Here is a 25,427-nt window from a genome sequence, read left to right as displayed (position 1 = left end):
TATGCAGTGAGTGGCGCTTGGGAGAACCCGCGGATCGGACTTCCGGTCAGGGTTATCTCACACCCCGTGTGTCCGAATACGGCCAATCACATATACGCACTTGGGGATGTCCGGGAGGGCTTCTCCCACCTGGGAGTCCTTGGTTTGTGACGTCGCTGCGAGGGGAAAGGGGATACGCTTGACAACGTGAGTCTGCGCTTCTATGACACCAGTGCCCGACAGGTCCGCGAGTTCGTCCCGCTGCGCGAGGGGGCCGCCTCCCTGTACCTGTGTGGTGCCACGGTGCAGGCACCCCCGCACATCGGGCACATCCGCTCCGGGGTGAACTTCGACATCCTGCGCCGCTGGTTGACGCACCTGGGGTACGACGTCACCTTCTGCCGCAACGTCACCGACATCGACGACAAGATCATCCGGGTCGCGTCGGACGAGGGCGTGCCGTGGTGGCAGGTCAGCGAGCGCAACCAGCGCGCGTTCACGCACGCGTACGAGATCCTGGGATGCCTGCCGCCCACCGTCGAGCCGCGGGCCACCGGGCACGTGCCCGAGATGATCGACCTCATGCACCGCCTCATCGACGCGGGCCACGCCTACGCCGCCTCCGACGGCTCCGGCGACGTCTACTTCGACGTGCGCTCCTACCCGCCCTACGGGGGCCTGTCCAACCAGCGCCTGGACCAGGTCGTGGAGTCGGCCGACTGCGACGCGGACCGCGACAAGCGCGACCCCCGCGACTTCGCCCTGTGGAAGGGCGCCAAGCCGGGCGAGCCCAGCTGGCACACCCCGTGGGGGCGCGGACGCCCCGGCTGGCACCTGGAGTGCTCGGCCATGGCCACCAAGTACCTGGGCCCCAGCTTCGACATCCACGGCGGCGGCCTGGACCTGGTCTTCCCGCACCACGAGAACGAGCTCGCCCAGTCCCGCGCGGCCGGGGACGGCTTCGCCCAGTACTGGCTGCACAACGGGCTCCTCGTCGTCGGCGGCGAGAAGATGAGCAAGTCGCTGGGCAACTCCCTGCTCATCCCGCAGATGGTGCGCAAGGTGCGTCCGGTCGAGCTGCGGTACTACCTGGGCCAGGTGCACTACCGCTCGGTCATCGACTACTCCGACGCCGCCCTCCAGGAGGCGGCCACCGCCTACCAGCGCATCGAGGGCTTCCTCACCCGCGCCGTCGAGGTGCTGGGCGAGGTCTCCCCGGCCGCGGACGTGCCCGCGGAGTTCGCGTCCGCGCTCAACGACGACCTCGGGGTCTCCCAGGCGCTCGCCGTCGTGCACGGCCACGTCCGCGAGGGCAACACGGCGCTGGCGGCGGGCGGCAAGGAGCAGGCCGCCGAGATCGCCGGTGAGCTGCGCACCATGCTCGGCGTCCTGGGCCTGGACCCGCTCGGGGAGCAGTGGGCCACCGGCGGGGACCAGGGGCTGCGCGAGGTCGTGGACGCCCTGGTGGCGGTCGCCCTGGAGCAGCGCCAGGCCGCACGCGGCCGCAAGGACTACGCGGCGGCCGACGCGATCCGCGACCAGCTCGCCGGGGCGGGCGTCGTGGTCGAGGACACCCCCGAGGGCCCGCGCTGGGACCTGCGCCGCGACTGAGGCGGCCCGTGCGGTGGCGCGGCGGCGTTAGTCTGGGAATTTGCCGCCGCGTTCACGTTGGCAGGCCACATTCCACCAGCCGGATGCCACGCGCCTCCGGCATGCCCGCGACACTGACGGGGAGGCGGCGACCATGCCGGCGAAGAAGAGCAAGAAGGGCCCGACCAAGGGCAGCGGAGGCAAGGGCCGCCGCTCGCTGGAGGGCAAGAGCGGCACCCTGCCCGCCGAGCAGCGGCACTGGTACGAGGGCAAGCAGCGGGCCAGGGCCGCCCGCCGTCCCGACGCCGGAGGCGGTGCCCGCGGCCAGCAGCAGGGGGAGCGCCGCCGTGCCGACGCCTCCGACCTGCTGGTGGGGCGCAACCCGGTGGTGGAGGCGCTGCGCGCCGGTATGCCCGCCACCCGCCTGTTCCTGGCCAACAGCCTCGACCCGGACGACCGGGTCAACGAGGCGGCCCGGATCGCCGGTGAGCGCGGCCTGGACGTGCTGGAGGTCACCAAGACCGAGCTCGACCGCCGCTGCGAGAGCAACGGCCAGCCCGGCGCGGCCCACCAGGGGCTCGCGCTCCAGGTGCGCCCCTACCAGTACCGCGCGCCCGAGGCCCTGCTGGACGCGGCGCTGGAGTCCGACTCCCCGGCGCTGATCGTGGCCCTGGACGGGGTGACCGACCCGCACAACCTCGGCGCCATCGCGCGTTCGGCCGCCGCGTTCAACGCGCACGGCCTGCTCATCCCCGAGCGCCGCTCGGCCGGGGTCAACATCACCGCCTGGAAGACCTCCGCGGGCACCCTCGCCCGGCTGCCCGTGGCCCAGGCCACCAACCTGACCCGCGCGCTGGAGGGCTACAAGAAGGAGGGCGTGTTCGTCGTCGGCCTCGACGCCGGAGGCGACACCCCGATGCCGGACCTGGAGCTGGCCACCGGCCCGCTGGTCATCGTGATCGGCTCCGAGGGCAAGGGCCTGTCCCGCCTGGTGCGCGAGGCCTGCGACGTGGTCGCGAGCATTCCGATCGGCAACGCGGAGTCGCTGAACGCCTCCGTGGCCGCCGGGGTGTCCCTCTACGAGGTGGCCCGCCGCCGCACCGCGGCGAAGGGCTAGGGCCCGCGCCGGACCCTCCGTCCGGCTCCGCGCGCGCGGAGCCGGACGGGTCCGCGTCCGCGTTTTCCGCTCCGGCCCCGCGGGTAGCTGTGCTGCTGCACCTGACCATCGCAGAGGAAGCGGGTGGGCGGCATGGCGACTCCTCCTGTCCCCGGCTACGAGGACCTCTCGCTCCGGGACCTGGACGAACGCGTCCGCTCCCTCCCCGCGGAGCGGGTGCGCGAGCTGATCGCCTACGAGGAGAGCCACTCCGACCGGATGCGGGTGCTGGAGCTGCTGAAGGACCGCCTGCGCTCGGCCGAGGGAGGCGACGAGGCGCACCGCGACACCGGGCCCGAGGGCCGCGGGGACACCGCCGACGCCGCCGACGCGCGGGCTGTGCCCGGGAGCCCGGAGCGCCCTCCCGGCCGAGACCCGTCCTGACCGGGCGAACGGTCCGGGGAACGCGCATGGTCGTCCGTGAGGAGGCCGCGGTATGAGCCTGCGGCGCAGCGACCCGGCCGGGCCGGGGATCACCAGGCGTCGGCGCGGCCGGGGCCACAGCTACCACGGCCCGGACGGGAAGCCGGTCACCGACCCCGACCAGATCCGGCGCATCAAGGAACTCGTCGTGCCCCCGGGCTGGCACGACGTGTGGATCTGCCCCTCGCCCGAGGGGCACATCCAGGCGTGCGGCACCGACGACGCGGGCCGCCGCCAGTACCTCTACCACGCCGAGTGGCGGCGCCGGAGCGAGGAGGCCAAGTACGACCGGATGCTCGACTTCGCCGCGCTGCTCCCGAAGATCCGCGGCACGCTGGCCGAGCACCTGGGCCGCCGCGGACTGCGGCGCGAGCGCGTCCTGGCCGCGGCCGTCCGCCTGATCGACCTCGGCTTCCTGCGGGCGGGGGGCGACGCCTACGCAGCCCGCAACGACTCCTACGGGGTGGCGAGCCTGCTGCGCGAGCACGTCCACCGCAGACGCGGCACGGTGGTGTTCGAGTTCCCCGGCAAGTCCGGCCAGGACCAGCGCGTCGAGTGCGCCGAACCCGAGATCTGCCGGGTGGTCGCGGGCCTCCAGCGCGTCCGCTCGCCGGGGCAGGACCTGTTCGCCTACCGCGTCGGAGACGACTGGCACGACGTGAACACCGACGACCTCAACACCTACCTGCGCGAGGTCGCCGGGGAGGAGCACACGGTCAAGGAGTTCCGCACCTGGCACGCGACGGTCCTGGCCGCGGTCGGGGTGGCGGTGGCCGTGCCGCCCGAGGACGACAGGGCACTGGCCCGGCTGAGGACCCACGTGGTCCGCGAGGTGGCCGACTACCTGGGCAACACCGAGGCGGTGGCCCGGGACTCCTACATCGACCCCCGGGTCTTCCGGCTGCACGAGCGGGGTGTGACGATCGCCGGGGCGCTGCCCGAACTGGGCGGTGAGGCGCCCGCGGGCGAACTCGCCACCCAGGGCGGGGTGGAGGAGGCGGTGCTGCGCATGCTCCGCGACAACGGCGACGCCTGAGGGCCGGGGGCGCGCCGGACCCGCGCGCCCCCGGCGGTTCAGCCCTCCTGCGCGGCGATCAGGCTCGCCGGGCGCAGGTCGGTCCACTCGCGCTCCACGTACTCCAGGGCCTCGGCCCGGGAGGTCTCGCCCTGCGCCACCCGCCAGCCCCGGGGCACCTCGGCGAACGCGGGCCACAGGGAGTGCTGGCCCTCGTCGTTGACCAGCACGAGGAAGCGGGCGTCCTCGTCGTCGAAGGGGTTGCTCACGTCGTTCCGTCTCCTTGTCGTCGTGGGTGCCGCGCGCCGTTCGCGCGGCACGGTCAGCGCGCCCGGCGGTTCCGCGCGCGCCCGCGCCCGGCCTCGCGCACGAGGCCGCGCAGCCGTTCGGTGTACTCGTCGGCCAGGGTCCGCACCGTCTCGGGCCGGTGCCGGTGGGCCGAGTAGGTCCAGGAGAACTCCAGCCGCCCGCCGGTGACGCCGCCGGTCACGTCGAACAGGCCGGTGCGCTCCTCCTGCGGGGCGTGGTCGCACGGCGGCAGGGGCAGCAGGCGCCCCACCGGCCCGCCGTCCTGGTCGCCGAACCGCCCCAGGTAGTTGAAGGCCACCTGGGGTTCGGGCATCGCGGCCAGCGGAGCCGGAACCCCGTCGCCGCCCAGCTCGCGCAGCGCCCCGAACCCGATCGCCTCCGGCGCCGCCCGCCGCTGGGCCCGGGCGGCGGCCACCGCCTCGGCCGTGCCGGTGCCCGGGGGGACCTCCAGCAGCACCGGGTGGATGGCGGTGAACCAGCCCACCGTGCGGGACAGGTCCACGTCGTCGAACAGGTCCTCGCGGCCGTGGCCCTCCTTGGCCACCAGCAGGCGCGGATCGCCGCTCCAGCCGGTCAGCACACGGCCCAGCGCGCCGAGCAGCACGTCGTCGATGCTGCTGCGCAGCGTGCCGGGCACCCGGCGCATCAGCGCCTCGGTCTCCTCCGCCGACAGGGACGCCGTGACGATCCGCTGGGAGGCCACGTCGTTGGGTCCCGAGTCCAGCTCCACCGGCAGGCGGGCGTCCGCGGCGCGGGACGCGAGGTCGGCCCAGTACCCGGCGTCCCCGTCGAAGGCGCCCCGGGCGGTGTGGTCTCCGAGGCGGCGCGCCCACTCGGGGAAGGGGGTGGTGGGCGCTCCCAGGTCCACCGCCTCCCCGCGCTCCAGCTGCCCGTAGGCGGTGGCCAGGTCCTCCAGCAGCACCCGCCAGGACACGGCGTCGACCACCAGGTGGTGCGCCGACAGCAGCACGCGCGGCGCCCGGCGCCCGCCCGGGTCGAACACCACGGCCTCGAACAGGGGCCCCTCCGCGAGCCGCTTGGCGGGGCGCTCGCGCAGGGCCTCGCGCTCCACCGCCCGCTCCAGCTCCCCGTCGCCGCCGTCCACGCGCACCACCCTGGCGCCGCGGGCCGCGTCGGCGTCCAGGTGCCCGCGCGGGCCGTCCGCGGTGTCGGTGACCCGCAGCCGCAGCATGTCGTGGTGCGCGGGCAGGCTGTCGGCGGCCCGCGCCCACAGCCGCGGGTCGGTGCCCTCGGCGGCCTCGAACAGCAGCGACATGTCGAAGTGCTCGGGGCGGCGCGTGCGGGTGCGCAGGAACCAGCGCTCGACCGGCGTGGGCGGGACGGCCCCGGTGACGGCAACCCGCACGGCCGCGCCGTCCGCGGCCCCGCCCCGCTCGGCCGCGGCGGCCAGGTCGGCGACCGTCTGGTGCAGGAAGGCGTCGCGCGTGGTGATGTTCCATCCGGCCTCGCGCACCCGCGAGACCATCTGGATGCTCAGGATCGAGTCGCCGCCCAGCGAGAAGAAGTTGTCGTGGCGTCCCACGTCCGCGACCCGCAGCAGCTCCGCCCAGATGCCCGCCAGCGCCTCCTCGACGGCGCCGCGCGGGGCCGCGTCCGGGGCGGTGCGCTCCCCGGGCTCGGCGGGTTCGGGCAGGGCGGCCCGGTCCACCTTGCCGTTGGCGTTGAGGGGGATGGCGTCCAGGAACACCACGGCGCCCGGGACCATGTAGTCGGGCAGGGTCCGGCGCAGCCGCTCGCGCACGTCCGGCAGGTCCGCGTCCGCTCCCGGGCGGCGGACCGCGTAGGCGACCAGGCCGCGCGCGCCGGAGGCGGAGCGGTGCACCTGGACGGTGGCCTGCGCCACGTCGGGCAGGCGCAGCAGGGCCGCCTCCACCTCCCCGGGTTCGATGCGAAAGCCCCGCAGCTTGACCTGGGCGTCGGCGCGGCCGGTGTACTCCAGATCGCCGGAGTTGTTCCAGCGCACCAGGTCGCCGGTGCGGTAGAGCCGCCCGCCGTCGCCGAAGGGGTCGGCGACGTAGCGCTCGGCGGTCAGCCCGGGGCGGCCGTGGTAGCCGCGGGTGACCCGGCCGCCCACGTACAGCTCGCCGACCGCGCCCACCGGCACCGGCCGCAGCCTCTCGTCCAGCACGTGCAGCCTGGTGCCGTCCAGGGGGCGGCCGATCGGCACCGGTTCGGGCGTGGCGCCCTCCCGGGGCAGCGCGTGGTGGGCGGCGAAGGTGGTGGTCTCGGTGGGCCCGTAGCCGTTGGCCACGGTCGTGTCCGGGCAGGCGCGGCGCACCCGCTCCACCGCGTGCGGGCTGGCCGCCTCGCCCCCGGTGATGACCTGCTCCATCCCGGTGAAGCAGGAGGGGTCCTGTGCGGCGTAGAGGTTGAACAGCGCCGCGGTGACGAAGGTGGCGCTGACCCGGTGCTCCGACACCAGGGCGGCGAAGCCGTCCGCGTCCAGGCGCCCCGGCGGGGCCACCACGACGGTGCCGCCGGTCAGCAGCGCCGCCCAGATCTCGTAGGTGGCGGCGTCGAAGGCGTGCGAGGAGTGGAAGAGCGTGCGCCGGGCGTGCCCGCCGGACCAGCGCCGGTCCGCGGCCAGGCGCACCACGTCGGCGTGGGTCACCGCCACGCCCTTGGGCGCGCCGCTGGAACCGGAGGTGTACATGACGTAGGCGAGCTGGTCGGGGAGGGCGCCGTCCAGTCCACGCGCCCCGGCATCCGTGGCCGGTGCGGCGTCGACCAGCACCGCCGTGCAGGCCGGCGGCACCCGGTCGGCGGAGGCGGCGTCGGTGATCACGCAGGGCGCCCCCGTCTCGGCGACCAGCAGGCGGACGCGTTCGGCGGGGTCGTCGGCGTGCACGGGCACGTAGGCGCCCCCGGCGCGCAGCACCGCGAGCATCGCGGTGACCACGTGCGGCCCCCGCTCCAGCAGCAGGGGCACCGGCGTCTCGGTCCCCACCCCCAGCGAGCGCAGCCGCGCCGCCAGGGCCGCCGAGGCACGGTCCAGCTCGGCGTAGGTCACCGCCGTGCCGGGGCCCGCCAGGGCCGGGTGGTCGGGGGTCTCGCGCGCCCGCTCGACGAACACGCCGGGCACCGAGGCCGGGGGGTGGCCGGGCGCGCCCGTACCCCAGGACCGCAGGGCCTCGGCCTCCTCCGGCGCGGGCGCGGGGGCCAGGGAGCGCACGGGCGCTCCGGGCGCGCGCGAGAGCAGGTCCAGGACGGCGGTCAGGTGGTGGGCGATCCGGTCGGCGGTGCGGGCGTCGAACAGGTCGGTGTCGTACTCCACCGCGCCCAGCAGCCGCCCGTCCTCCTCCGCGAACTCCACCGTCAGGTCGAACTGGGTGTGCCGGTGGGCGACGTCGTGCGGGCGCGCGCGGAGCCCGCTGACCCGCCAGGGGGCGCCCGGTGTGTTGCGCAGGGTGACCAGCGCCTGGACCAGGGTGGGGCGGGAGGGGTCGCGTTCCTGCCCGGTCGCGTCCACGACGCCGTCGAAGGGCACCTCTCCGTGCTCGAACGCGGCCAGGACGGTCTCGCGCACGTCGGCGAGCAGCGAGGCCGCGCTCGCGTCGGGGTCCACCCGCAGGCGCAGGGCCACGGTGTCGACGAAGAACCCGACCGTGTTCTCCAGGGCCGCGTCGTCGCGCCCGGAGGTCACGGTGCCCAGCACGAGGTCGCGTTGGCCGCTGTGGCGGGCGAGGGTCACCGCGGTGGCGGCGGCCAGCACCATGAACAGCGTCAGGCCGTGCTCGGACTCCAGAGCCCGGACGCCCTCGCGCACCCGCGCGGGGACCTCGAAGGCGCGCGCGGCGCCGAGGCCGCGCCGCCGGGCGGGCCGGGGCCGGTCGGTCGGCAGCGCCAGGGGCTCCACCCCGGCGAGCTGCTCGCGCCAGTACCGCAGGTGCTCCTCGAAGGCGCCCGAGCGGGCCCGTTCCTCCTGCCACACGGCCACGTCGGTGGCGCGCAGGCCCACCGGCTCCAGGCCCGCGGCTGCGGGCAGCGCGTCGGCCGGGGCGCCGGGCCGCTCGCGGGCGGCCTCGTAGAGCGCGCCCAGGTCCCCGAAGAGCACCGACATCGACCAGGCGTCGGTGACGATGTGGTGCATGGCGACGGAGAGGACGTGGTCGCCCTCGTCCACGCGCACCAGCAGGACCCGGGTCAGGGGTCCCCGGGCCAGGTCGAAGGGCCGCGCGGCGAACTCCTCCAGCAGCGCGTCCAACCGCTCCCCGCGTCCGGCGGCGGGCGTGCCGTCCAGCTCGACCCTCTCCACGGGCAGGCCGGAATCGGGGAGCACGACCTGGTGCGGTGTGCCGTCCCGGGAGGGGAAGACCGTGCGCAGCGCCTCGTGGCGCGCGGACAGGGCGTGCAGGGCCCGCTCCAGCGCCGCGGTGTCCAGCGCACCGGTCAGGCGCAGCGCGCCGCCGGAGTTGTACCCGGACCCTCCGGGCGAGTACTGGTCCAGGAACCACATCCGGCGCTGGGCGGCGGACAGGGGCGCCGGGCCCCCGTGCTCCGCCCGCGCGGGCGCGTCGCGGCGGTCGCCGGAGCCGTCGTAGAGCTCGGCCAGCGCCGCGATGGTGGGCCGTTCGAACAGCGCGCGCAGCGGGGGCCGGGAGCCCAGCCGCTCGGCGGCTCGGGCGAGCACGCGCACGCCGGTGACGGAGTCGCCGCCCACGCGGAAGAAGTCGTCGTGCACGCCGACGCGCTCCAGACCCAGCAGGGAGCACCACACCCGGGCCAGCTCCCGCTCCGCGCGGTTGCGCGGGGCCGTGTGCCCGGCGCCGGAGCGCGCGGCCCAGTCCACGGCGGGCAGGGCGCGCCGGTCGGTCTTGCCGTTGGCGGTGACCGGGACGCTCTCCAGTACGACGAAGGCCGCCGGGACCATGTAGGCGGGGAGCACGCGGGCGGCCCGCTCCAGGTCGGCGGGGGCCGGGGCGTGCCCGGGGGAGGGGACGGCGTAGGCGACCAGGCGGCGCGAGGCGCCGGTGCCGTCGACCACGACCACGACCCGTTCGACCCCGGGCAGGCGGGTGAGGGCGTGCTCGACCTCGCCCGGTTCGACGCGGTGGCCGCGGATCTTGACCTGGTCGTCGGTGCGGCCGAGGAACTCCAGCCGCCCGCCGACGCGGCGGACCAGGTCGCCGGAGCGGTACATGCGCCCGCCCTCGGCGTCCGGGTCGGCGACGAAGCGCGCGGCGGTGGTGCCGGGCAGGTCGAGGTAGCCGTGCGCCAGCCCGTCGCCGCTGATGTAGAGCTCGCCGGGGACGCCGTCGGGCACCGGGCGCAGCCAGCGGTCCAGGACCCGTACGCGTGTGCCCGCCGCCGGGTCGCCCAGGGGAGGGCTGCCGCCGCCCGACAGCGGCGCGCTGAGGGTGGTGCACACGGTGGACTCGGTGGGTCCGTAGCCGTTGTACATAGCCCGGTCGCCGCAGAAGCGGGCGACCTGCTCGCCGGGGCAGGCCTCGCCCGCCACGAGCAGGTGCTCCACCGGGCCCAGCTCGTCGGGGGACAGGCCGGGCAGCAGCGCGGGCGGCAGGGTCACGTGGGTGACGCCGTGCTCGCGCAGGGCGCGGGGCAGGCCCTCGCCCGCCAGGGACGGCCGCGGCAGCAGTACGGCGGCCGCGCCGTTGAGCAGCGCCACCACCAGCTCGGCGATGGCCGCGTCGAAGCTGGGGGAGGCGAACTGGAGCAGCCGCGAACCGGGGCCCACGCGCATGCGCTCGCCCTGGAAGGCGGCCAGGGCGGCCAGGCCGCGGTGCGCCACCAGGACGCCCTTGGGCCTTCCGGTGGAGCCGGAGGTGTAGATGAGGTAGGCGGGGTCCTCGGGGCGCACGCTCTCGCGCAGCGGCTCCGCCCGGTCCACGTCGGGGTCGGCCGCGTCCACCAGCGGACCGCTCCCGGGGAGGCGACGGGCGCCCGCGGCGTCGGCGACCACCGCGCGCGGCTCGGCGTCGTCGAGGATCGCGGCCAGCCGCTCCTTCGGGTACTCCGGGTCCAGGGGGACGTAGACCGCCCCCGCGTACACCACCCCCAGCAGGGCCTCGGCCAGGGCCGGGCCGCGCTCCACGCACACGCCGACGCGGTCGCCCCGCGCCACGCCGAGTTCGCGCAGCCGCCGGGCCAGGCGCGCGGCCCGCCCGTCCGCCTCGGCGAAGGAGACGGTGCGGTCCGCGCCGACCAGGGCGGGGTCGTCGGGGCGCAGGCGCGCCCGCTCGGCGAACAGCTCGGGCAGGCTCCGCGGCCGGGGCCCGGGCGCCCCGGTCCAGGAGCGCTCCAGCTCCCCGGCCCGCTCGGGGCCGACCAGCGCCACGGCGCGCAGCGGCCGGGGGTCCTCGGCGTTCTCCAGCACCCGCACCAGGTCCTCGACCAGGCGCTCCACGGTGGCGCGGTCGAACAGCGCGGTGTCGAACTCGGCCGAACCGGCGACGCCGCCGGGCCCGGGACGGAACTCCAGGGTCAGGTCGAAGACCGACTGGCCGCGCCGCACCGGCACGGACTCGGCCTCCAGACCGCCCAGCCCCGCCGCGGGCCCCTGGGCGCTCTGGAAGACCACGGCGGCCTGCACCAGCGGCGGCACGGCGGGGTCGCGTTCGGTCAGGACGGCGTCCACGACCGTGTCGAAGGGGACCTCCCCGTGGTCGAGGTCGGCGAGGAACCCGGCGCGCGTCCGGTCGAGCAGCGCGCCGAAGGACAGCTCCTCGTCCACGTGCTGGCGCACGGCCAGGGTGTTGACGAAGAAGCCCGTCATCGCGTGCAGCCGCCGGTCCTCGCGGCCGGAGGTGACGGTGCCCAGCACCACGTCGGGGTTGCGGCTCCAGCGGGCCGCGGTCACCTGGGCCGCGGCCAGCAGCACCGTGGACAGGTGGGTGTCGTGCTCGGCGGCCAGGCGTTCGAGGCGCTCCGTCAGCGGAGCGGGCAGCGCGAAGGGCAGGGTGTCGCCCGCTCCCTCGCGCACGGCCGGGCGCGGGCGGTCCGTGGGCAGTTCGAGCACGGGCGGGTCGGCGAGCCTGCGGCGCCAGTACTCCAGTGAGCGGTCCAGGGCGGGGCCGTCCAGGCGGGCCCGCTGCCACGCGGCGTAGTCGGCGTACTGGACGGGCAGCGCGCCCAGGTCCGAGGCCAGGGATTCCGGCGCGCGGCCGGGGTCGGCGGTGGCGGCGCGGTAGAGGGTGTCCAGTTCGGTGCGCAGCAGGTCCAGGGACCAGCCGTCGGTGACGATGTGGTGCAGGCACAGCACCAGCACGTGGACGCCGGGCCCCTCGGCCAGCAGCCTGGCCCGCATCAGGGGGCCGCGCTCCAGGTCGAAGGGCAGGGCGTACTCGTCGGCCGCCAGCTCGGCGGCCTCCTCGCGGCTCCCGGCGGCGGTCACCGGCAGCTCCACCTCGCGGGGGGCGCCGACGACCTGGCGCCCCTCGCCGTCCACCTCGGTGAAGGTCGTGCGCAGGGACTCGTGCCGGTGCACCAGCGCGGTCAGGGAGCGCCGCAGCGCCCCGGCGTCCAGGTCCCCGGTCAGCCGCAGCACCAGGGCGGAGTTGTAGTCGGTGCGGCCGGGAGCCATCTGCTCCAGGACCCACAGCCGCTGCTGGGCGAAGGACAGCGCGACCGGGCGGTCGCGGGGGACGCGGGGGATGTCCTGGCCGCTCCCGCCGCGCGAGCGCAGGCGGCGCAGGACCTCCTCGCGTGCCCTGGCCCGGGCGGCGTCGGTGGTGGGGTCGGCGGTGGCTTCACTGCTCATGGTGGCTGTGCCGGTCCTCGTCTGCGCAGGGTGTGGATCAGGCGTTGGGGCCCACGGCGAGCCCGCTCAGGCGCAGGGTGCGCCCGTTGTACTGGAGCGCCGTGGCGCGCCGGGGCTCGGCGGGGTCGGCCAGGAAGCGCCCGCTGAGCGCGATCCCGCCGTGGCGCTCGGAGACGACGCGGAAGGCGCCGCCCGGGCCGGTGGACAGCGCGCCCTCGAAGCCGTTGGACATGACCAGCCGGTACCCGTCCCGGCCCGGGACGACCTCGGCGGCCAGGCCGCCGTTGCCGTAGCGCCCCGTGACGCGGTCCGGGCCGGGCCCGGTGGCGGTGCCCTCGGCCGCGGCGTCGGGCTGGCGGTAGTGGCCCACGTCCACCCCCAGCTCGCGCAGGCCGCGGACCACGTGCTCCCAGGCGGTCACGCCGGTGGTGGCGTTGGTGGTCAGCGCCACCACCGAGCCGCCCTCGGGGTCCACGCGCAGGTTGCAGGTGGCGCCGTCCAGGGTGCCGTCGTGGCCGTACCACAGGCGGTCCCCGGCCAGGTGCAGCGACCATCCGGCGCCCCAGCCGTCGGCCAGGCCGAAGGGGTCGGCCACGCTCACCGAGCGGCCCATCTCGCGCAGCACGTCCGGTGCGGCGACCTCGCCGTCCAGGGCGGCGTGCTCGGGGTCGAGGAAGGCGCGGCCGAAGGCGGCCAGGGCGGTGGCGCTGGCGGCCAGGCCCCCGGCCGGGGCCAGCGCGGGCTCGATGTGGAAGCCCACCGGGTGGGCCCGGCCGGCGCCGTCGACGGCGTGCCCGGTGACCAGGTCGGCGGTGGGGAAGGGGCGCGGCGCCGGGACCGGCGCCAGTTCCATGCCGGTGGAGCCGCACAGGTGCGACTCCACGGTCTCCCACCAGCCCTGTCCGGTGACGGTCTCCACGAGGCGGCCCGCCACGGCGTAGCCGGTGTTGGAGTAGGAGAACAGCGTGCCCGGCTCGGCGACGCGGTCCTCGGGCGCGAGCGAGGAGACGTAGCGGCGCAGCGAGGCCGCGGGCGCGGTCTCGGAGCGCTCCGAGACCAGCCCGGCGGTGTGGCTGAGCAGGTGGCGGGGGGTGGCGCCCCGCAGCGGGTGGTCGGGGGCGGCCCCGCCCAGGTGGTCCAGGACCGGGGCGTCGAGGTCGACGTCGCCGTCCTCCACCAGTTGCATGACCAGGGCGGCGGTGACGGTCTTGGTCACCGACCCCATCGGGAAGAGCGAGTCGGGCGCCACGGGGCGCCCCGTCTGGATGTTCTCCACCCCGGTGGCGCAGGTGTGCAGCTCACCGCGGTGGTAGACCGCCAGTTGGGCTCCGGGGACGCCGGCCTGGTGAGAGGTCCGGCGGAGCAGGTCGGACAGGGCGTCGCGCACGACGTTCTCCTCGTGGGAGTCGGAGGGCACCCGAAAGGCCGGCGCTCGGGACGGGAGCGGCCGGTCGCTTCGGTGGGGACGGGGCGGTATACCGCACGTGCCACGGATACTCACATATCGCTTCGAATCTTGGCAAGGGTTTCGGATATGTCGGGAACCAGGTGACGGAAAATACGGTCCGGGCCTTCCGGGAGATTTGCGGGGCGTGAAGACATTCGCCCCGAGCGGAGACCTTCGTGTTTTTACCGGTGTATCCCCGCCGTTAGCAGGGGGTTCGCCTTCCGGTCAGGGCGGTGAAGGCTTCGGCGGAAGGGTCGTGTCACGTTGTGGACGTCGGTCGACAACGGCCTGGGTTTACCCGCGTGATTGTGTTCCTTGTCACCCGTTCGTGCTGGTGAAGGGGGGATTGCGGTCAATAGTGCTCCTGTTCGCGTATGCACTGCTTTGATCGCTGAAACGGCGGTTCTTCTGCGGGAGTGGGGCCGAAGAGATCGTCGGGTGAACGCGGTTCGGTCTTTTGTGGAGTAACCCGTGTACTGGGTTCCGGAGTGTGGTATGGGGCCTGGAGGGGCCCTGAGCAGCGGTGATGTGCTCGCCCGGGCGGACGCGCTCCCGCGGGGCGGTGCTGGGGCGCGATCGTCGGGGTCCGGGATGGGAGTGCGGTTTCGGCGGTGTCGTACGTCGGGGGCGTGCGTACGGGCTGACCTGCGGACGGGGGGGATTTCCCTGATGGCCGCATGTGGACAGGTATTGCCCGATCCTTTACTTTGAGTAATTTAACCACTCCGTACGGTATCTAAACCTTCCGCTCGTGTGTGGCTTTTGTTCACTTTGCATGGCTTTGTGCTGGCGTGATCTGTTGAATATGGCTTTTGCTCTATTTTGTCTGATTTGGGGCTTGAGTATTCCGTGTGATGCAAGGTGTTCGGTCTGGGGTTGTCTGTCGCCGAAGGGAATATCTGGATGAAGGTGTTTTTGGTAAAGTGCCCGGTTGGATAAGCCGGTATGGCACGCTCTGTTGACGTCCGGCGGTCCGCTGGGAATGGCGGTCCGATTCGCGTCCGCCCGCCCGCCGCCGGACGGCCACGTCACCACCGAGGCGGCGGGCGGCCGGATCCCCACACCGCCCCCCACACCCGACCCTCCGCCGTCCTCCCCCTCGAACACGCGCCAGGAGCCGTCACGTGCTGTCCTCCCAGGAGTCCACCCGTCCCGCCCCCGACCCCGCGGACACGGCCCCGCCCTCCTCGGTCCCGGAGGCCTTCGCCGCGCAGGCGGCCCGCACCCCCGACGCCCCGGCCCTGCTCGGCGGCTTCCCCGTGATGACCTACGCCGAGCTCGACGCCCGCTCCGCCGACCTGGCGCGCCTGCTGCTGGCCCACGGGCTCGCTCCCGAGGGCACCGTCCTGCTCGCCCTGGAGCGGGGGCCGCACGTGGTCACCGCGATGCTCGCGGTGCTGCGCGCCGGGGGCGCCTACGTCCCCGTCCACCCCGACGAACCCGCCGAGCGGGTGCTCGCCGCCGCCGAGCGCACCGGCGCGCTCCTGGTGCTCACCGACCGCGCGCTCGGCCCCCGCCTGCCCGCCCGCCTGGCCGACCTGGCCCGGATCCTGGACCTGGACGCGGAGGGCGGCGCGGAGGCGGGAGGAGGGGTCGGCACGGACGGAGACGGCACGGCCGTGGGCGGTGCCGCCAGGGACGGCTCCGCCAACGGTGCCACCGGACCGGACCTGCCCGTCCCCCACCCCCGCGCGCTGGCCTACGTCATGCACACGTCCGGCTCCACCGGAGAGCCCAAGGGCGTGGCGGTCACCCACGCCGACGTGGTGGCCCTGGCGCGCGACCCCCGCTGGGGCGGCGGCCGTGACCGGCGGGTGCTGCTGCACTCCTCGCACGCCTTCGACGCCGCCACCTACGAGATCTGGGTACCGCTGCTGCGCGGCGGGGCCGTGGTCGTCGCGCCGCCGCAGCGGCTCACGGCGGAGGAGTTCGGCGCGCTGGCCCGCCGCCACCGGGTGACCTCCACCTTCGTCACCGCCGCCCTGTTCGACCTGTTCGCCGCCCAGGACCCCTCCTGCTTCGCCCCGCTGCGCGAGGTCATCGCCGGGGGCGAGGCCGTCCCGCCCGGCGCGGTCCGCGCGGTGCTGGACGCCTGCCCGGGCACGGCCGTCGCCAACGGCTACGGGCCCACCGAGACCACCACCTTCGCCACGCACTTCGCCGTGGACCGCGACCGGCTCCCGCTGCTGTCGGTACCCGTCGGCACGCCCCTGGACGGGATGCGCGCCCGGGTGCTCGACGACCGGCTGGCCCCGGTGCCCCCGGGCGCGGTCGGGGAACTGTACGTGGGCGGGGCCGGGGTGGCCCGCGGCTACCTGGGGCGACCGGGGCTGACCGCCGAGCGCTTCGTGGCCGACCCCCTCGGCGGCGGCGAGCGGCTCTACCGCACCGGAGACCTCGTGCGCCGCAACGCCGACGGCCTGCTGGAGTACGTCGGCCGAGCCGACTCCCAGGTCAAGATCCGCGGATTCCGGATCGAACCCGGGGAGATCGAGGCCGCGCTCCTGGCCCAGGACGGTGTCTCCCAGGCCCTGGTCACCGTCCGCGAGGACGCCCCGGGCGCGCGCGTCCTGGTCGGCTACGTCGTCGGGACCGCCGACACCGGCGCCCTGCGCGAGCGGCTGGCCGACCGTCTGCCCGGCTACATGGTTCCCACCGCCGTCGTGGCCCTGGACGCGCTGCCCCTGACCGCCAACGGCAAGGTCGACCACCGCGCCCTGCCCGCGCCCGCCGTCCGCTCCGCCGCCGACCACGTCGAGCCGCGCGAGGGCGCCGAGCGCGCCGCCGCCGAGGAGTTCGCCGCGGCCCTGGGCCTGGCGCGCGTCGGCGCCCGCGACGACTTCTTCGCCCTGGGCGGCGACTCCATCCTCGCCGCCCGCGTGGCCTGGCGCCTGGGCGAGCGCCTGGGCACCGGCCTCGACCCGCGCGCGCTGTTCCGCCACCCCACCCCCGAGGGCATCGCCGCGGCCGAGGACGCCGGGCGCCGCGAGGAGCCCATCGTCCCGGCCGGGCGCGGCCGACCGCTGCCGCTGTCGGCGGCCCAGCGCCGCCTGTGGTTCCTGCACCAGCTCGACGGCGACAGCGCCGAGTACCACACCGGAAGCGCGTTCCGCCTGCGCGGACCGCTCGACGTGCCCGCGCTCGGCCGCGCCCTGGAACTGCTCCAGCGGCGCCACGAGGCCCTGCGCACCACCTACGACACCGTCGACGGCGAACCCGTCCAGTACGTGCGCGAACCCCGCGCCGACCTGCTCACCGTGCGCGAGATCCCCTCCGCCGACCCGGCCGACCGCGAACGGGAGCTGCACCGGCACCTGCTGCGCGAGGTGGACACCCCCTTCGACCTCGTGGCGGGTCCGCCCACCCGCGCCCTGCTGCTGCGCCTGGACGAGCGGGACCACGTCCTGGTCCTGAGCACCCACCACATCGCCTGCGACGGCTGGTCGGTCGACCTGCTCCACCGCGACCTCGCCGCGTACTACCGGGCCGCCGTGCGCGGCGAGGAGCCCGACACCCGCGCGGAGACCGACTACGCCGACTTCGCCGTCTGGGAGCAGGGCCGCTGGGAGGGGCCCGAGGCCCGGCGCCGCCTGGAGTACTGGGCGCGCGTCCTGGAGGACGTGCCCCCGCTGGCCGTGCCCACCGACCGCCCCCGCCCCGCCCGGCGCACCACCGCCGGTGCCGTCCACCGCACCCGCCTGACCCCCGACCAGCTCCGGGGCCTGCGCGCGCTGGGCGGGACGTGCGGCGCCACGCTCTTTTCGACCCTGGCCGCCCTGACCCAGGCCGTGCTCTCGGCCGCGTCGGGTTCGGCCGACGTCGCCCTGGGCGCGGCCTCCGCCGGACGCGACCACCCCCAGCTGGAGGACGTGGTCGGCTTCTTCGTCAACCCGGTTGTGCTCCGCTCGCGCCTGAGCCCGGGCACCACCGCGGCCGCGTTCGTCGGGCAGGTCCGCGCCGATGCCGACGCCGCCCTCGCCCACGAGATGCCCTTCGACCGGGTCGTCGACGCCCTGGTCACCGAGCGCGACCCCGCCCGCGGCCCCCTGTTCCAGGCGCTGATGGTCCTCCAGAACGCCCACACCGGCGGGCTGGAACTGGAGGGCCTGCGCGCGGAGGAGGTCGACCTGCCGCGCACCGCCGCCCTGGCCGACCTGGTCTTCGAGTACGCCGAACGCGACGGCGCCCTGCGCCTGTCGGTGGAGTACAACACCGACCTGTACGACGCCGGGCGCGTGGCCGCCCTGGCCGATACCCTGTCCCGGCTGGCCGACGCCGTCGTCGCCGACCCCGGCCTGGACCTGGCCTCCCTGGACCTGCGGCCCGAGGCCGAACGCGCCCTCCTGGACTCCTGGGAGCACGCCCCCGCCCAGGGCGCGCCCGCCTCCGTGACCGCCGCTTTCGCGGAGCAGGCCGCCCGCACCCCCCGCGCCCCGGCGCTGGTCGGCGACTTCCCGGCGCTGACCTACGCCGAGCTCGACGCCCGCTCCGCCGACCTGGCCCGCCTGCTGCGGGCCTGGGGGGTCGGCACGGAGGACGCCGTGCCCCTGCTGCTGGAGCGGGGGCCGCACGTGGTCACCGCGATGCTCGCGGTGCTGCGCGCCGGGGGCGCCTACGTCCCCGTCCACCCCGACGACCCCGCCGAACGCGTGGCCTGGACGGTCGAGCGCACCGGCGCGCGCGTCATCGTCACCGACACCGCCTCGCGCTCCCGCCTGCCCGAGGGCACCGACGCGCGCGTGCTGGTCCTGGACGGGCACGGCCCCTACCCGACCGTGCGGACCGAGGACCCCCTGCCCGAGGCCGACCCGCGCGCGCTGGCCTACGTCATGCACACGTCCGGCTCCACCGGAGAGCCCAAGGGCGTGGCGGTCACGCACGCCGACGTGGTGGCCCTGGCGCGCGACTCCCGGTGGGGCGGCGGCCGCGACGAGCGGGTGCTCTTCCACTCCTCACACGCCTTCGACGCCGCCACCTACGAGATCTGGACGCCGCTGCTGCGCGGCGGGGCCGTGGTCGTCGCGCCGCCCGGGCGCATGAGCGCCGAGGAGTTCGGCGCGCTGGCCCGCCGCCACCGGGTGACCTCCACCTTCGTCACCGCCGCCCTGTTCAACCTCTACGCCGCCCAGGACCCCTCCTGCTTCGCCCCGCTGCGCGAGGTCATCACGGGGGGCGAGGCCGCCAGCCCGGCGAGCCTGCACCGGGTGCTGGACGCCTGCCCCGGCACTGCGGTCGCCAACGGCTACGGGCCCACCGAGACCACCACCTTCGCCACCCACCACCCCGCCGCGCGCACAGCCGAACCGGTGCGCACCGTGCCCGTCGGCACGCCCCTGGACGGCATGCGCGCGCGGGTGCTCGACACCCTCCTGCGCCCGGTGCCCCCGGGCGCGGTCGGGGAGCTGTACGTGGGCGGGGCCGGGGTGGCCCGCGGCTACCTGGGCCGCCCCGGACTGACCGCCGAGCGCTTCGTGGCCGACCCCGCAGGAGACGGCGAACGGCTCTACCGCACCGGCGACCTCGTCCTGTGGAACGGCTCCGGGGAGCTGGAGTACGTCGGCCGCGCCGACTCCCAGGTCAAGATCCGGGGCTTTCGGATCGAACCCGGGGAGGTCGAGGCCGCCCTGCTCGCCCTGGACGGCGTCGCCGAGGCCGTCGCCCTCGTGCGCGCCGCACCCGGCGGCGGGCGCAGGCTCCTCGCCTACGCCGTGCCCTCGACCGGGGAGGCCGCCGAGGAGGCCGCCGAGGAGTGGCGCCGCGCCCTGGCCCGCGTCCTGCCCGGCTACATGGTTCCCGCCGCCGTCGTGGCCCTGGACGCACTGCCCCTGACCGCCAACGGCAAGGTCGACCGCCGCGCCCTGCCCGACCCCGGGCACGGCGGGGAGCACACCGCCCCCCGCACCGACACCGAACGGGTCCTGGCCGAGGTGTTCGCCTCCGTCCTGGCCGTGGAGCGCGTGGGCGTCCACGACGACTTCTTCGCCCTGGGCGGCGACTCCATCCTCAGCATCCAGATGGTCTCCCGGGCCCGCCGGGCCGGTGTGGAGCTGAGCAGCCGCGACGTCTTCTCCCACCCCAGCGTCGCCGCCCTGGCCGAGGTGGCGCGGGTACGGCGGCCCGGCGCGTCCGGCACCGGACCGGTGAGCGGCCCGCTCACCGCCACGCCCGTCATGGGCTGGTTCGACCGCACCCACCCCGTGGCCCCCGACCACTTCGCCATGTCCGTGCTGCTCGACCTCGCCCGGCCCCTGGAACCGCGCGCCCTGCGCACCGCCCTGGCCGCCCTCGCCGACCACCACGACATGCTGCGGCTGCGCCGCGACGGCGACGGCCCGCGCGTGGCCGAACCCGGCACGGCCGCCCCGCCGCTGAGCGTGGTCGACCTGTCCGGGCACGAACCCGGGCGGGCCCGCGACCTGGCCGAGGAGAGCATTCGAGCCGCCCACAGCGGCCTCGACCTGGCCCGCGGTCCCGTCTTCGCCGCCGTCCTGCTCGACTCCGGCCCCGAGGGCTCCCGGCTGCTGCTGACCGCCCACCACCTCGTCGTGGACGGGGTGTCCTGGCGGGTGCTGCTGGAGGATCTGGCCACCGCCTACCGCCAGGCCGCCGAGGGCGCGCCCGTGGACCCGGGGCCGCGCACCACGCCCTTCTCCGTGTGGGCCGACCGCCTGGCCCGGCACACCGCCGAGGGGGCCTTCGACGCCGAACTCGACACCTGGGCCGGGGTCGCCGCCACCCGCGCCGAACCGCCCCGCGACCACCCCGGCCGGGGCAACGGCCTGGTGCGCGATCAGGAGGTGGTCACCGCCGGGCTGTCCGAGGAGGACACCCGCCGCCTGCTGGTCGAGGCGCCCGCGGCCTTCCGCACCCGGGTCAACGACCTGCTGCTGTCCGCCCTGGGCCGGGTGCTGTGCGAGTGGACCGGCTCCGAGCACGTGCCCGTGGACCTGGAGGGGCACGGCCGCGAGGACCTGTTCGAGGACCTGGACACCTCGCGCACCGTGGGCTGGTTCACCACCGTGTTCCCCGTCGTGCTCACCGGCCGGCCCGACCGGACCGAGCAGATCCGCGCCACCAAGGAGATGCTGCGCGCGGTCCCCGGCAACGGGCTGGGCTACGGCGCCCTGCGCCACCTGGGCACGCCGGAGCAGCGGGCCCGCCTGGAGCGCGACCCCGCGCCCGGCGTGAGCTTCAACTACCTGGGCCGCTTCGACACCGACCCCGGTCGGGGCGCCCTGCACACCGCGATGCGGCTCAACCCCGGCGGCGAGCACTCCCCGGACGAGGAGCGCGCCCACCTGGTCGAGGTGGTGGGCCGCTTCGAGGGCGAGCGCCTGGTCTTCGACTGGTACCACGCCGCCACCGTCCACGACACGGCCACCGTGCGCCGCCTGGCCGAGGCCATGGCCGCCGAACTCGCCGCGCTGGTCGAGCACTGCCTGGACCCCGCCCACGGCGGGGCCACCCCCTCCGACTTCCCGCTCGTGCGCCTGGAGCAGGACGAGGTCGACCGCCTCGTCGGCGACGGCCGCGACGTCCAGGACGTGTGGCCGCTCACCCCCATGCAGCAGGGCATGTTCTTCCACTCCGCCCTGGAACCCGACTCCGGCTCCTACCTGGAGCAGGTGGTCGTGGACCTGGACGGCGTGGGCGACCCCGGGGCCCTGGGCCGCGCCTGGCGGCGGGTGGTCGCGGCCACCCCCGTCCTGCGCGCCCGCGTGGCCTGGGAGGGACTGCCCGAACCGGTCCTGCTCGTGCACCGCGCCGTCCCCGTCGAGGTGGCGCACCTGGACCTGCGCGGCGCGACGGAGGAGGAGCGCGAGCGGGCCCTGGCCGACCACCTGGCCGAGGACGCCGCCCGGGGTGTGGACCCCGTCCGCGACCCGCTCCTGCGCGTGGCCCTGCTGCGCACCGCAGACACCTCCGTGCGCCTGGTGTGGACCTTCCACCACCTCGTCCTGGACGGATGGAGCCTGCCCCTGGTCATGGAGGACGTCCTGGCCGCCTACCGGGGCGGCGTCCCGGCCGCGCGCCCGGACTTCCGGGAGTACCTGCGCCGCCTGGCCGGACGCGACGCCGAGGAGGGGCACGCCTTCTGGCGGGGCGTGCTGGAGGGCGTCACCGAGCCCACACCGCTGCCCTACGACCGGCCGCCCGCCGCACTACGCGCCGCCCGCTCCAGCGCCCGGAGCCAGGCCGTCCTCGCGCCGGAGCGGGCCGGAGCCGTGCACGCCTTCGCCCGCGCCCACGGCCTGACCGTCAACGCCGTGGTCCAGGGCGCGTGGGCCCTGCTGCTGTCCGCGTACTCGGGGCGGGCCGACGTGGTCTTCGGCGCCACCACCTCGGGCCGCCCCGACGACATGCCCGGGGTGGAGGCCGCGGTGGGCCTGTTCATCAACACCCTGCCGGTGCGCGTGGCCGTCGATCCCGCCGAGCCCGTGGCGCGGTGGCTGCGCCGCCTCCAGGAGGACCAGGCGCGCTCGCGGGCCCAGGACCACCTGTCGCTGGCGCGCGTGCAGGCCGAGGCGGGCCTGCCCGGGGACACCCCGCTCTTCGACAGCGTCGTCGTGTTCGAGAACTACCCCGTGGACGAGGCGGCCGCCGCCGAACACGGGCTGCGGGTCCGGTTCGTCAACGCGGTGGAGGCCACCAACTACCCGCTCGCGCTGAGCGCCTACGCCTCCGACGGGCTGCGCCTGGTCTTGGGGCACGATCCGGCGTGCTTCGACACCGCGACCGCGGACCGCCTGCTGGGCGACCTGGAGCGCATCCTGGTCTCGCTCACCGAGGACCCCGAACGCCCGCTGGGCCGGGTGGCCGGGGCCGACCCGGCCCGGTCCCTGGCCCTGGCCGACGGCGGCGGCGAGGAGCCGCCCGCCGCCACCGTCACCGCGCTGTTCGCCGAGCGGGCCGCCCGCCACCCCGAGGCGACCGCCCTGGTCGGCGCGGACGGCGAGTGGACCTACGCCGAGCTGGACGCCGAGGCCGACCGGGTCGCCGACCGCCTGGCCGCGCTGGGCGTGGGCGCGGAGTCCCGGGTGCTGCTGCTCATGCCGCGTTCGCCTCGGGTGGTGGCCGCGATGCTCGGCGTCCTGCGCACGGGGGCGGCCTACGCGCCGCTGCACGAGACCGTTCCGGCGGAGCGGGTCGCCTCCCTGGCCCGCGCGCTGGGCGCGCGCGTGGCCGTGGCCGACCCCGGGATGGCCGACCGCTGCGCGGACGTGGACGCGGTGGTGGGCTACGCCGCCGACGGCACACTGTCCGGTGCTGGCGCGGACGGCGGTCCGGGTGTGACCCCTGGCGCGGTAGCCGGGGCCGGTGCGAACGCTGATGTCGGTGAGGGCTCGGGTCCTGGTGTTGACGCAGGGACCGGAGCCGGTGCGAGTACGACCACCGGAACGGGAAGCGGGGGCGGGGCCGGTGCCCGCCGGGGGCCGGTGCACGCGCACACCGCCGCCTACGTCATGTTCACCTCGGGCTCCACGGGCACGCCCAAGGGCGTGGTGGTCGACCACCGGGCCGTGGTCGCCCTCAGCGCCGACTCCCGCTGGCGCGAGGGCCACGACAGGGTGCTGTTCCACTCCCCGCACGCCTTCGACGCCGCCACCTACGAGGTCTGGGTGCCGCTGCTCAACGGCGGAACCGCGGTGGTGGCCGACGGGCCGGTCTCCGCCGACGCCCTGCGCGAGCACACCGCCCGGCACGGGGTCAGCGCGGTCTTCCTCACCACCGCCCTGTTCAACCTCTTCGCCCAGCAGGACCCGGGGTGCTTCGCGGGGCTGCGCGAACTGTGGACCGGAGGGGAGGCCGCCGACCCGGCCTCCCTCGCCCGCGTGCGCCGGACGTGCCCCGACACCACCCTGGTGCACGTGTACGGGCCCACCGAGGCCACCACCTTCGCCACGTGCACCCCGCTGAGCGCGGAGGAGGCCGACGCCGGGCACTGCCCGATCGGCCGCCCCATGGACGCCACCGGAGCCCACGTCCTGGACGGCGCCCTGCGCCCGGTTCCGCCCGGCGCGGTGGGCGAGCTGTACCTGTCCGGGCCGGGGACGGCGCGCGGCTACGACGGCCAGCCCGGCCTGACCGCCGAGCGCTTCGTGGCCGACCCCTTCGGCGACGGCGGGCGGCTCTACCGCACCGGCGACCTGGTGCGCTGGTCCGCCGAGGGGCGCCTGGTCTTCGTGGGCCGCGCGGACGGCCAGGTGAAGCTGCGCGGGTTCCGCATCGAGACGGGCGAGGTGGAGGCCGCCCTGCTGCGCGGGTCCGGGGTCGCCCAGGCCGTGGTGCTGGTGGCCGAGGCACCCGCCGGGGGACGCCAGCTCGTCGCCTACGTCACCGGAGACGAGGTGGACGCCGAATCGGTGCGCGAGCGCCTGTCCCGCGAACTGCCCGCCTACATGGTGCCCGCGGCCGTCACCGTGCTGGAGGCGCTGCCGCTCAACGCCAACGGCAAGGTGGACCGCGCCCGCCTGCCCGAACCCGCCTGGGCGCGCGCCGCCGCGCCCGTCCACGTCGAGCCGAGCACCCCCACGGAGGAGGCCGTGGCCGAGGTGTGGGGGCGCACCCTGGGGCTGGAGCGCATCGGGCGCGACGACAACTTCTTCGACATCGGCGGGGACTCGGTGCGCAGCCTCCAGGTGGTGCGCGAGGTCGAACGCCTGCTGGACGTCACGGTGCCCACCCGGCTGCTGTTCGACCACCAGACGGTGCGCGCCTACGCCGAGGCGGTGGAGGACGTGCTGCTGGAACAGATGTGACGCGGGACGCGGGCGCCGCCGGTCGGCGGCGTCCGCGCGGTCCCTCGGCTGACGGGTCGCCCGGTGCGCGGCCCGGTCCGGCGGGGGTCCGCTACCTCGGCGCCGGGGCGGACGGGTGCTTCGCGGAGGAGAACTGTCCCGTGGCGATCAGGACCGCGACGAGTACGAGCGGCACGATCCACCCGCTCCAGCCCAGGATCGTGGCCTGCGTGGTGTCGACGTGCTCTCCTGCCCTGGCGAAGAGGAGGTAGGCCCCACCCGCCCCGTTGAACGCGGCGTGGGCGAGGGCCGCGGGCCACACCGATCCCGACCGCAGCCGCAGCCAGCCGAAGACCGCGCCGACCAGGACGCACATGACGACCATCGCGCTCATGCCGAGCCAGCCCGGCGCGTCCGGGTAGTTGTACCCCAGGAGGACGAGCGGAGCGTGCCAGAGGCCCCAGACGACTCCCATGACCAGGAGGGCGGGGAGCGTGCCGAGCGGCATCAGTTTGGGGAGCAGCCATCCGCGCCATCCGAGTTCCTCCCCGAGCGCCGGGATGAGGTTGATGAACGCGGCCATGGGGAGCGCGGCGAGCTGGACGGCGATGAGCGCGCCGATCGGTATAGGGATCTCGGCCGCTCCGGCCTGCTCGTCGAGGACCTGCCGGAACGCGGAGAAGTGCGCGAAGTCGGCCGGATAGACCCCCAGCAGCGCGCCGACAGGGAGCGCCGCCAGGACGAGCGCGATGGGCACGACGATCCCCAGCGCCGCGTAACCGAGCAGTCTCCGGGCCGGTCGTAGCGGCCACAGCCCGAGCGTCCACGCCTTCTTCCGCGGGCGCTCCACGAAGAACACGACGACGAGGGCGGCGATCGCGGGGGTCATCATCGTGGCGGTGGCCACGAGCGGGAACCAGGGTTCGGCGAGCCCGTCACCGAACCAGAGCGGGAGCGCGAAGAGCCAGGCGAGTGCGAAGGCCAGGACGGTGAACACCCCGATGGACCGCAGATCGCGGCTGCCCATGCGG

9 protein-coding genes are annotated in these 25,427 nt (G+C 75.7%); 5 read left to right on the top strand and 4 right to left on the bottom strand.

The window, feature by feature from the left end; translation table 11 throughout:
- Positions 1–186: 186 nt before the first annotated feature.
- From cysS to EV372_RS07705, 4 genes are all read left to right on the top strand, one after another.
- Positions 187–1,590 (top strand): cysteine--tRNA ligase, encoded by a 1,404-nt coding sequence (gene cysS / locus EV372_RS07720; RefSeq protein ID WP_130395441.1) that lies wholly within the window; start codon positions 187–189, stop codon positions 1,588–1,590.
- Between the two features lie 133 nt (positions 1,591–1,723).
- The gene (gene rlmB, locus EV372_RS07715; RefSeq protein ID WP_130395440.1) at positions 1,724–2,686 is read left to right on the top strand and encodes a 23S rRNA (guanosine(2251)-2'-O)-methyltransferase RlmB; all 963 of its coding nucleotides are present in this window, start codon (positions 1,724–1,726) and stop codon (positions 2,684–2,686) included.
- A 132-nt stretch (positions 2,687–2,818) separates the two neighbouring features.
- Positions 2,819–3,109 carry a DUF8129 domain-containing protein gene (locus EV372_RS07710; RefSeq protein ID WP_253795265.1) on the top strand — a complete coding sequence of 97 codons (291 nt, stop codon included), beginning with the start codon at positions 2,819–2,821 and terminating at the stop codon, positions 3,107–3,109.
- Between the two features lie 52 nt (positions 3,110–3,161).
- The gene (locus tag EV372_RS07705; RefSeq protein ID WP_130395438.1) at positions 3,162–4,184 is read left to right on the top strand and encodes a DNA topoisomerase IB; all 1,023 of its coding nucleotides are present in this window, start codon (positions 3,162–3,164) and stop codon (positions 4,182–4,184) included.
- A gap of 38 nt (positions 4,185–4,222) precedes the next feature.
- On the opposite strand, the gene EV372_RS07700 is transcribed toward EV372_RS07705, so the two are convergent.
- Genes EV372_RS07700 through EV372_RS07690 form a run of 3 tightly spaced genes read right to left on the bottom strand, consistent with a single transcriptional unit; the run spans position 4,223 to position 13,627 of the window.
- Positions 4,223–4,432: an MbtH family protein gene (locus EV372_RS07700; protein WP_013155306.1), complete on the bottom strand. Its 210-nt coding sequence runs from the start codon at positions 4,430–4,432 to the stop codon at positions 4,223–4,225.
- Between the two features lie 53 nt (positions 4,433–4,485).
- Positions 4,486–12,210 (bottom strand): non-ribosomal peptide synthetase, encoded by a 7,725-nt coding sequence (locus tag EV372_RS07695; RefSeq protein ID WP_130395437.1) that lies wholly within the window; start codon positions 12,208–12,210, stop codon positions 4,486–4,488.
- Positions 12,211–12,247: 37 nt separating this feature from the next.
- Positions 12,248–13,627 carry a serine hydrolase domain-containing protein gene (locus tag EV372_RS07690; protein ID WP_130395436.1) on the bottom strand — a complete coding sequence of 460 codons (1,380 nt, stop codon included), beginning with the start codon at positions 13,625–13,627 and terminating at the stop codon, positions 12,248–12,250.
- Positions 13,628–14,781: 1,154 nt separating this feature from the next.
- Here EV372_RS07690 and EV372_RS07685 point away from each other — a divergent pair.
- Complete coding sequence (locus EV372_RS07685; protein ID WP_130395435.1) at positions 14,782–24,417, top strand: non-ribosomal peptide synthetase; 9,636 nt, start codon at positions 14,782–14,784, stop codon at positions 24,415–24,417.
- A 91-nt stretch (positions 24,418–24,508) separates the two neighbouring features.
- On the opposite strand, the gene EV372_RS07680 is transcribed toward EV372_RS07685, so the two are convergent.
- Positions 24,509–25,423 (bottom strand): CPBP family intramembrane glutamic endopeptidase, encoded by a 915-nt coding sequence (locus EV372_RS07680; protein WP_130395434.1) that lies wholly within the window; start codon positions 25,421–25,423, stop codon positions 24,509–24,511.
- Positions 25,424–25,427: the final 4 nt, after the last annotated feature.

The sequence above is a fragment of the Nocardiopsis sp. CNZ308 genome (assembly GCF_004217075.1).
Note: the sequence above shows the minus strand (reverse complement) of the source record. Positions and strands in the feature narration are given on the sequence as shown.

What these genes read in the sequence shown, in the direction of transcription:
- rlmB (WP_130395440.1), top strand. Translation starts at nt 1,724, where the DNA reads ATGCCGGCGAAGAAGAGCAAGAAGGGCCCGACCAAGGGCAGCGGAGGC.
- EV372_RS07710 (WP_253795265.1), top strand. Translation starts at nt 2,819, where the DNA reads ATGGCGACTCCTCCTGTCCCCGGCTACGAGGACCTCTCGCTCCGGGAC.
- EV372_RS07705 (WP_130395438.1), top strand. Translation starts at nt 3,162, where the DNA reads ATGAGCCTGCGGCGCAGCGACCCGGCCGGGCCGGGGATCACCAGGCGT.
- EV372_RS07695 (WP_130395437.1), bottom strand. Translation starts at nt 12,210, where the DNA reads ATGAGCAGTGAAGCCACCGCCGACCCCACCACCGACGCCGCCCGGGCC.
- EV372_RS07680 (WP_130395434.1), bottom strand. Translation starts at nt 25,423, where the DNA reads ATGGGCAGCCGCGATCTGCGGTCCATCGGGGTGTTCACCGTCCTGGCC.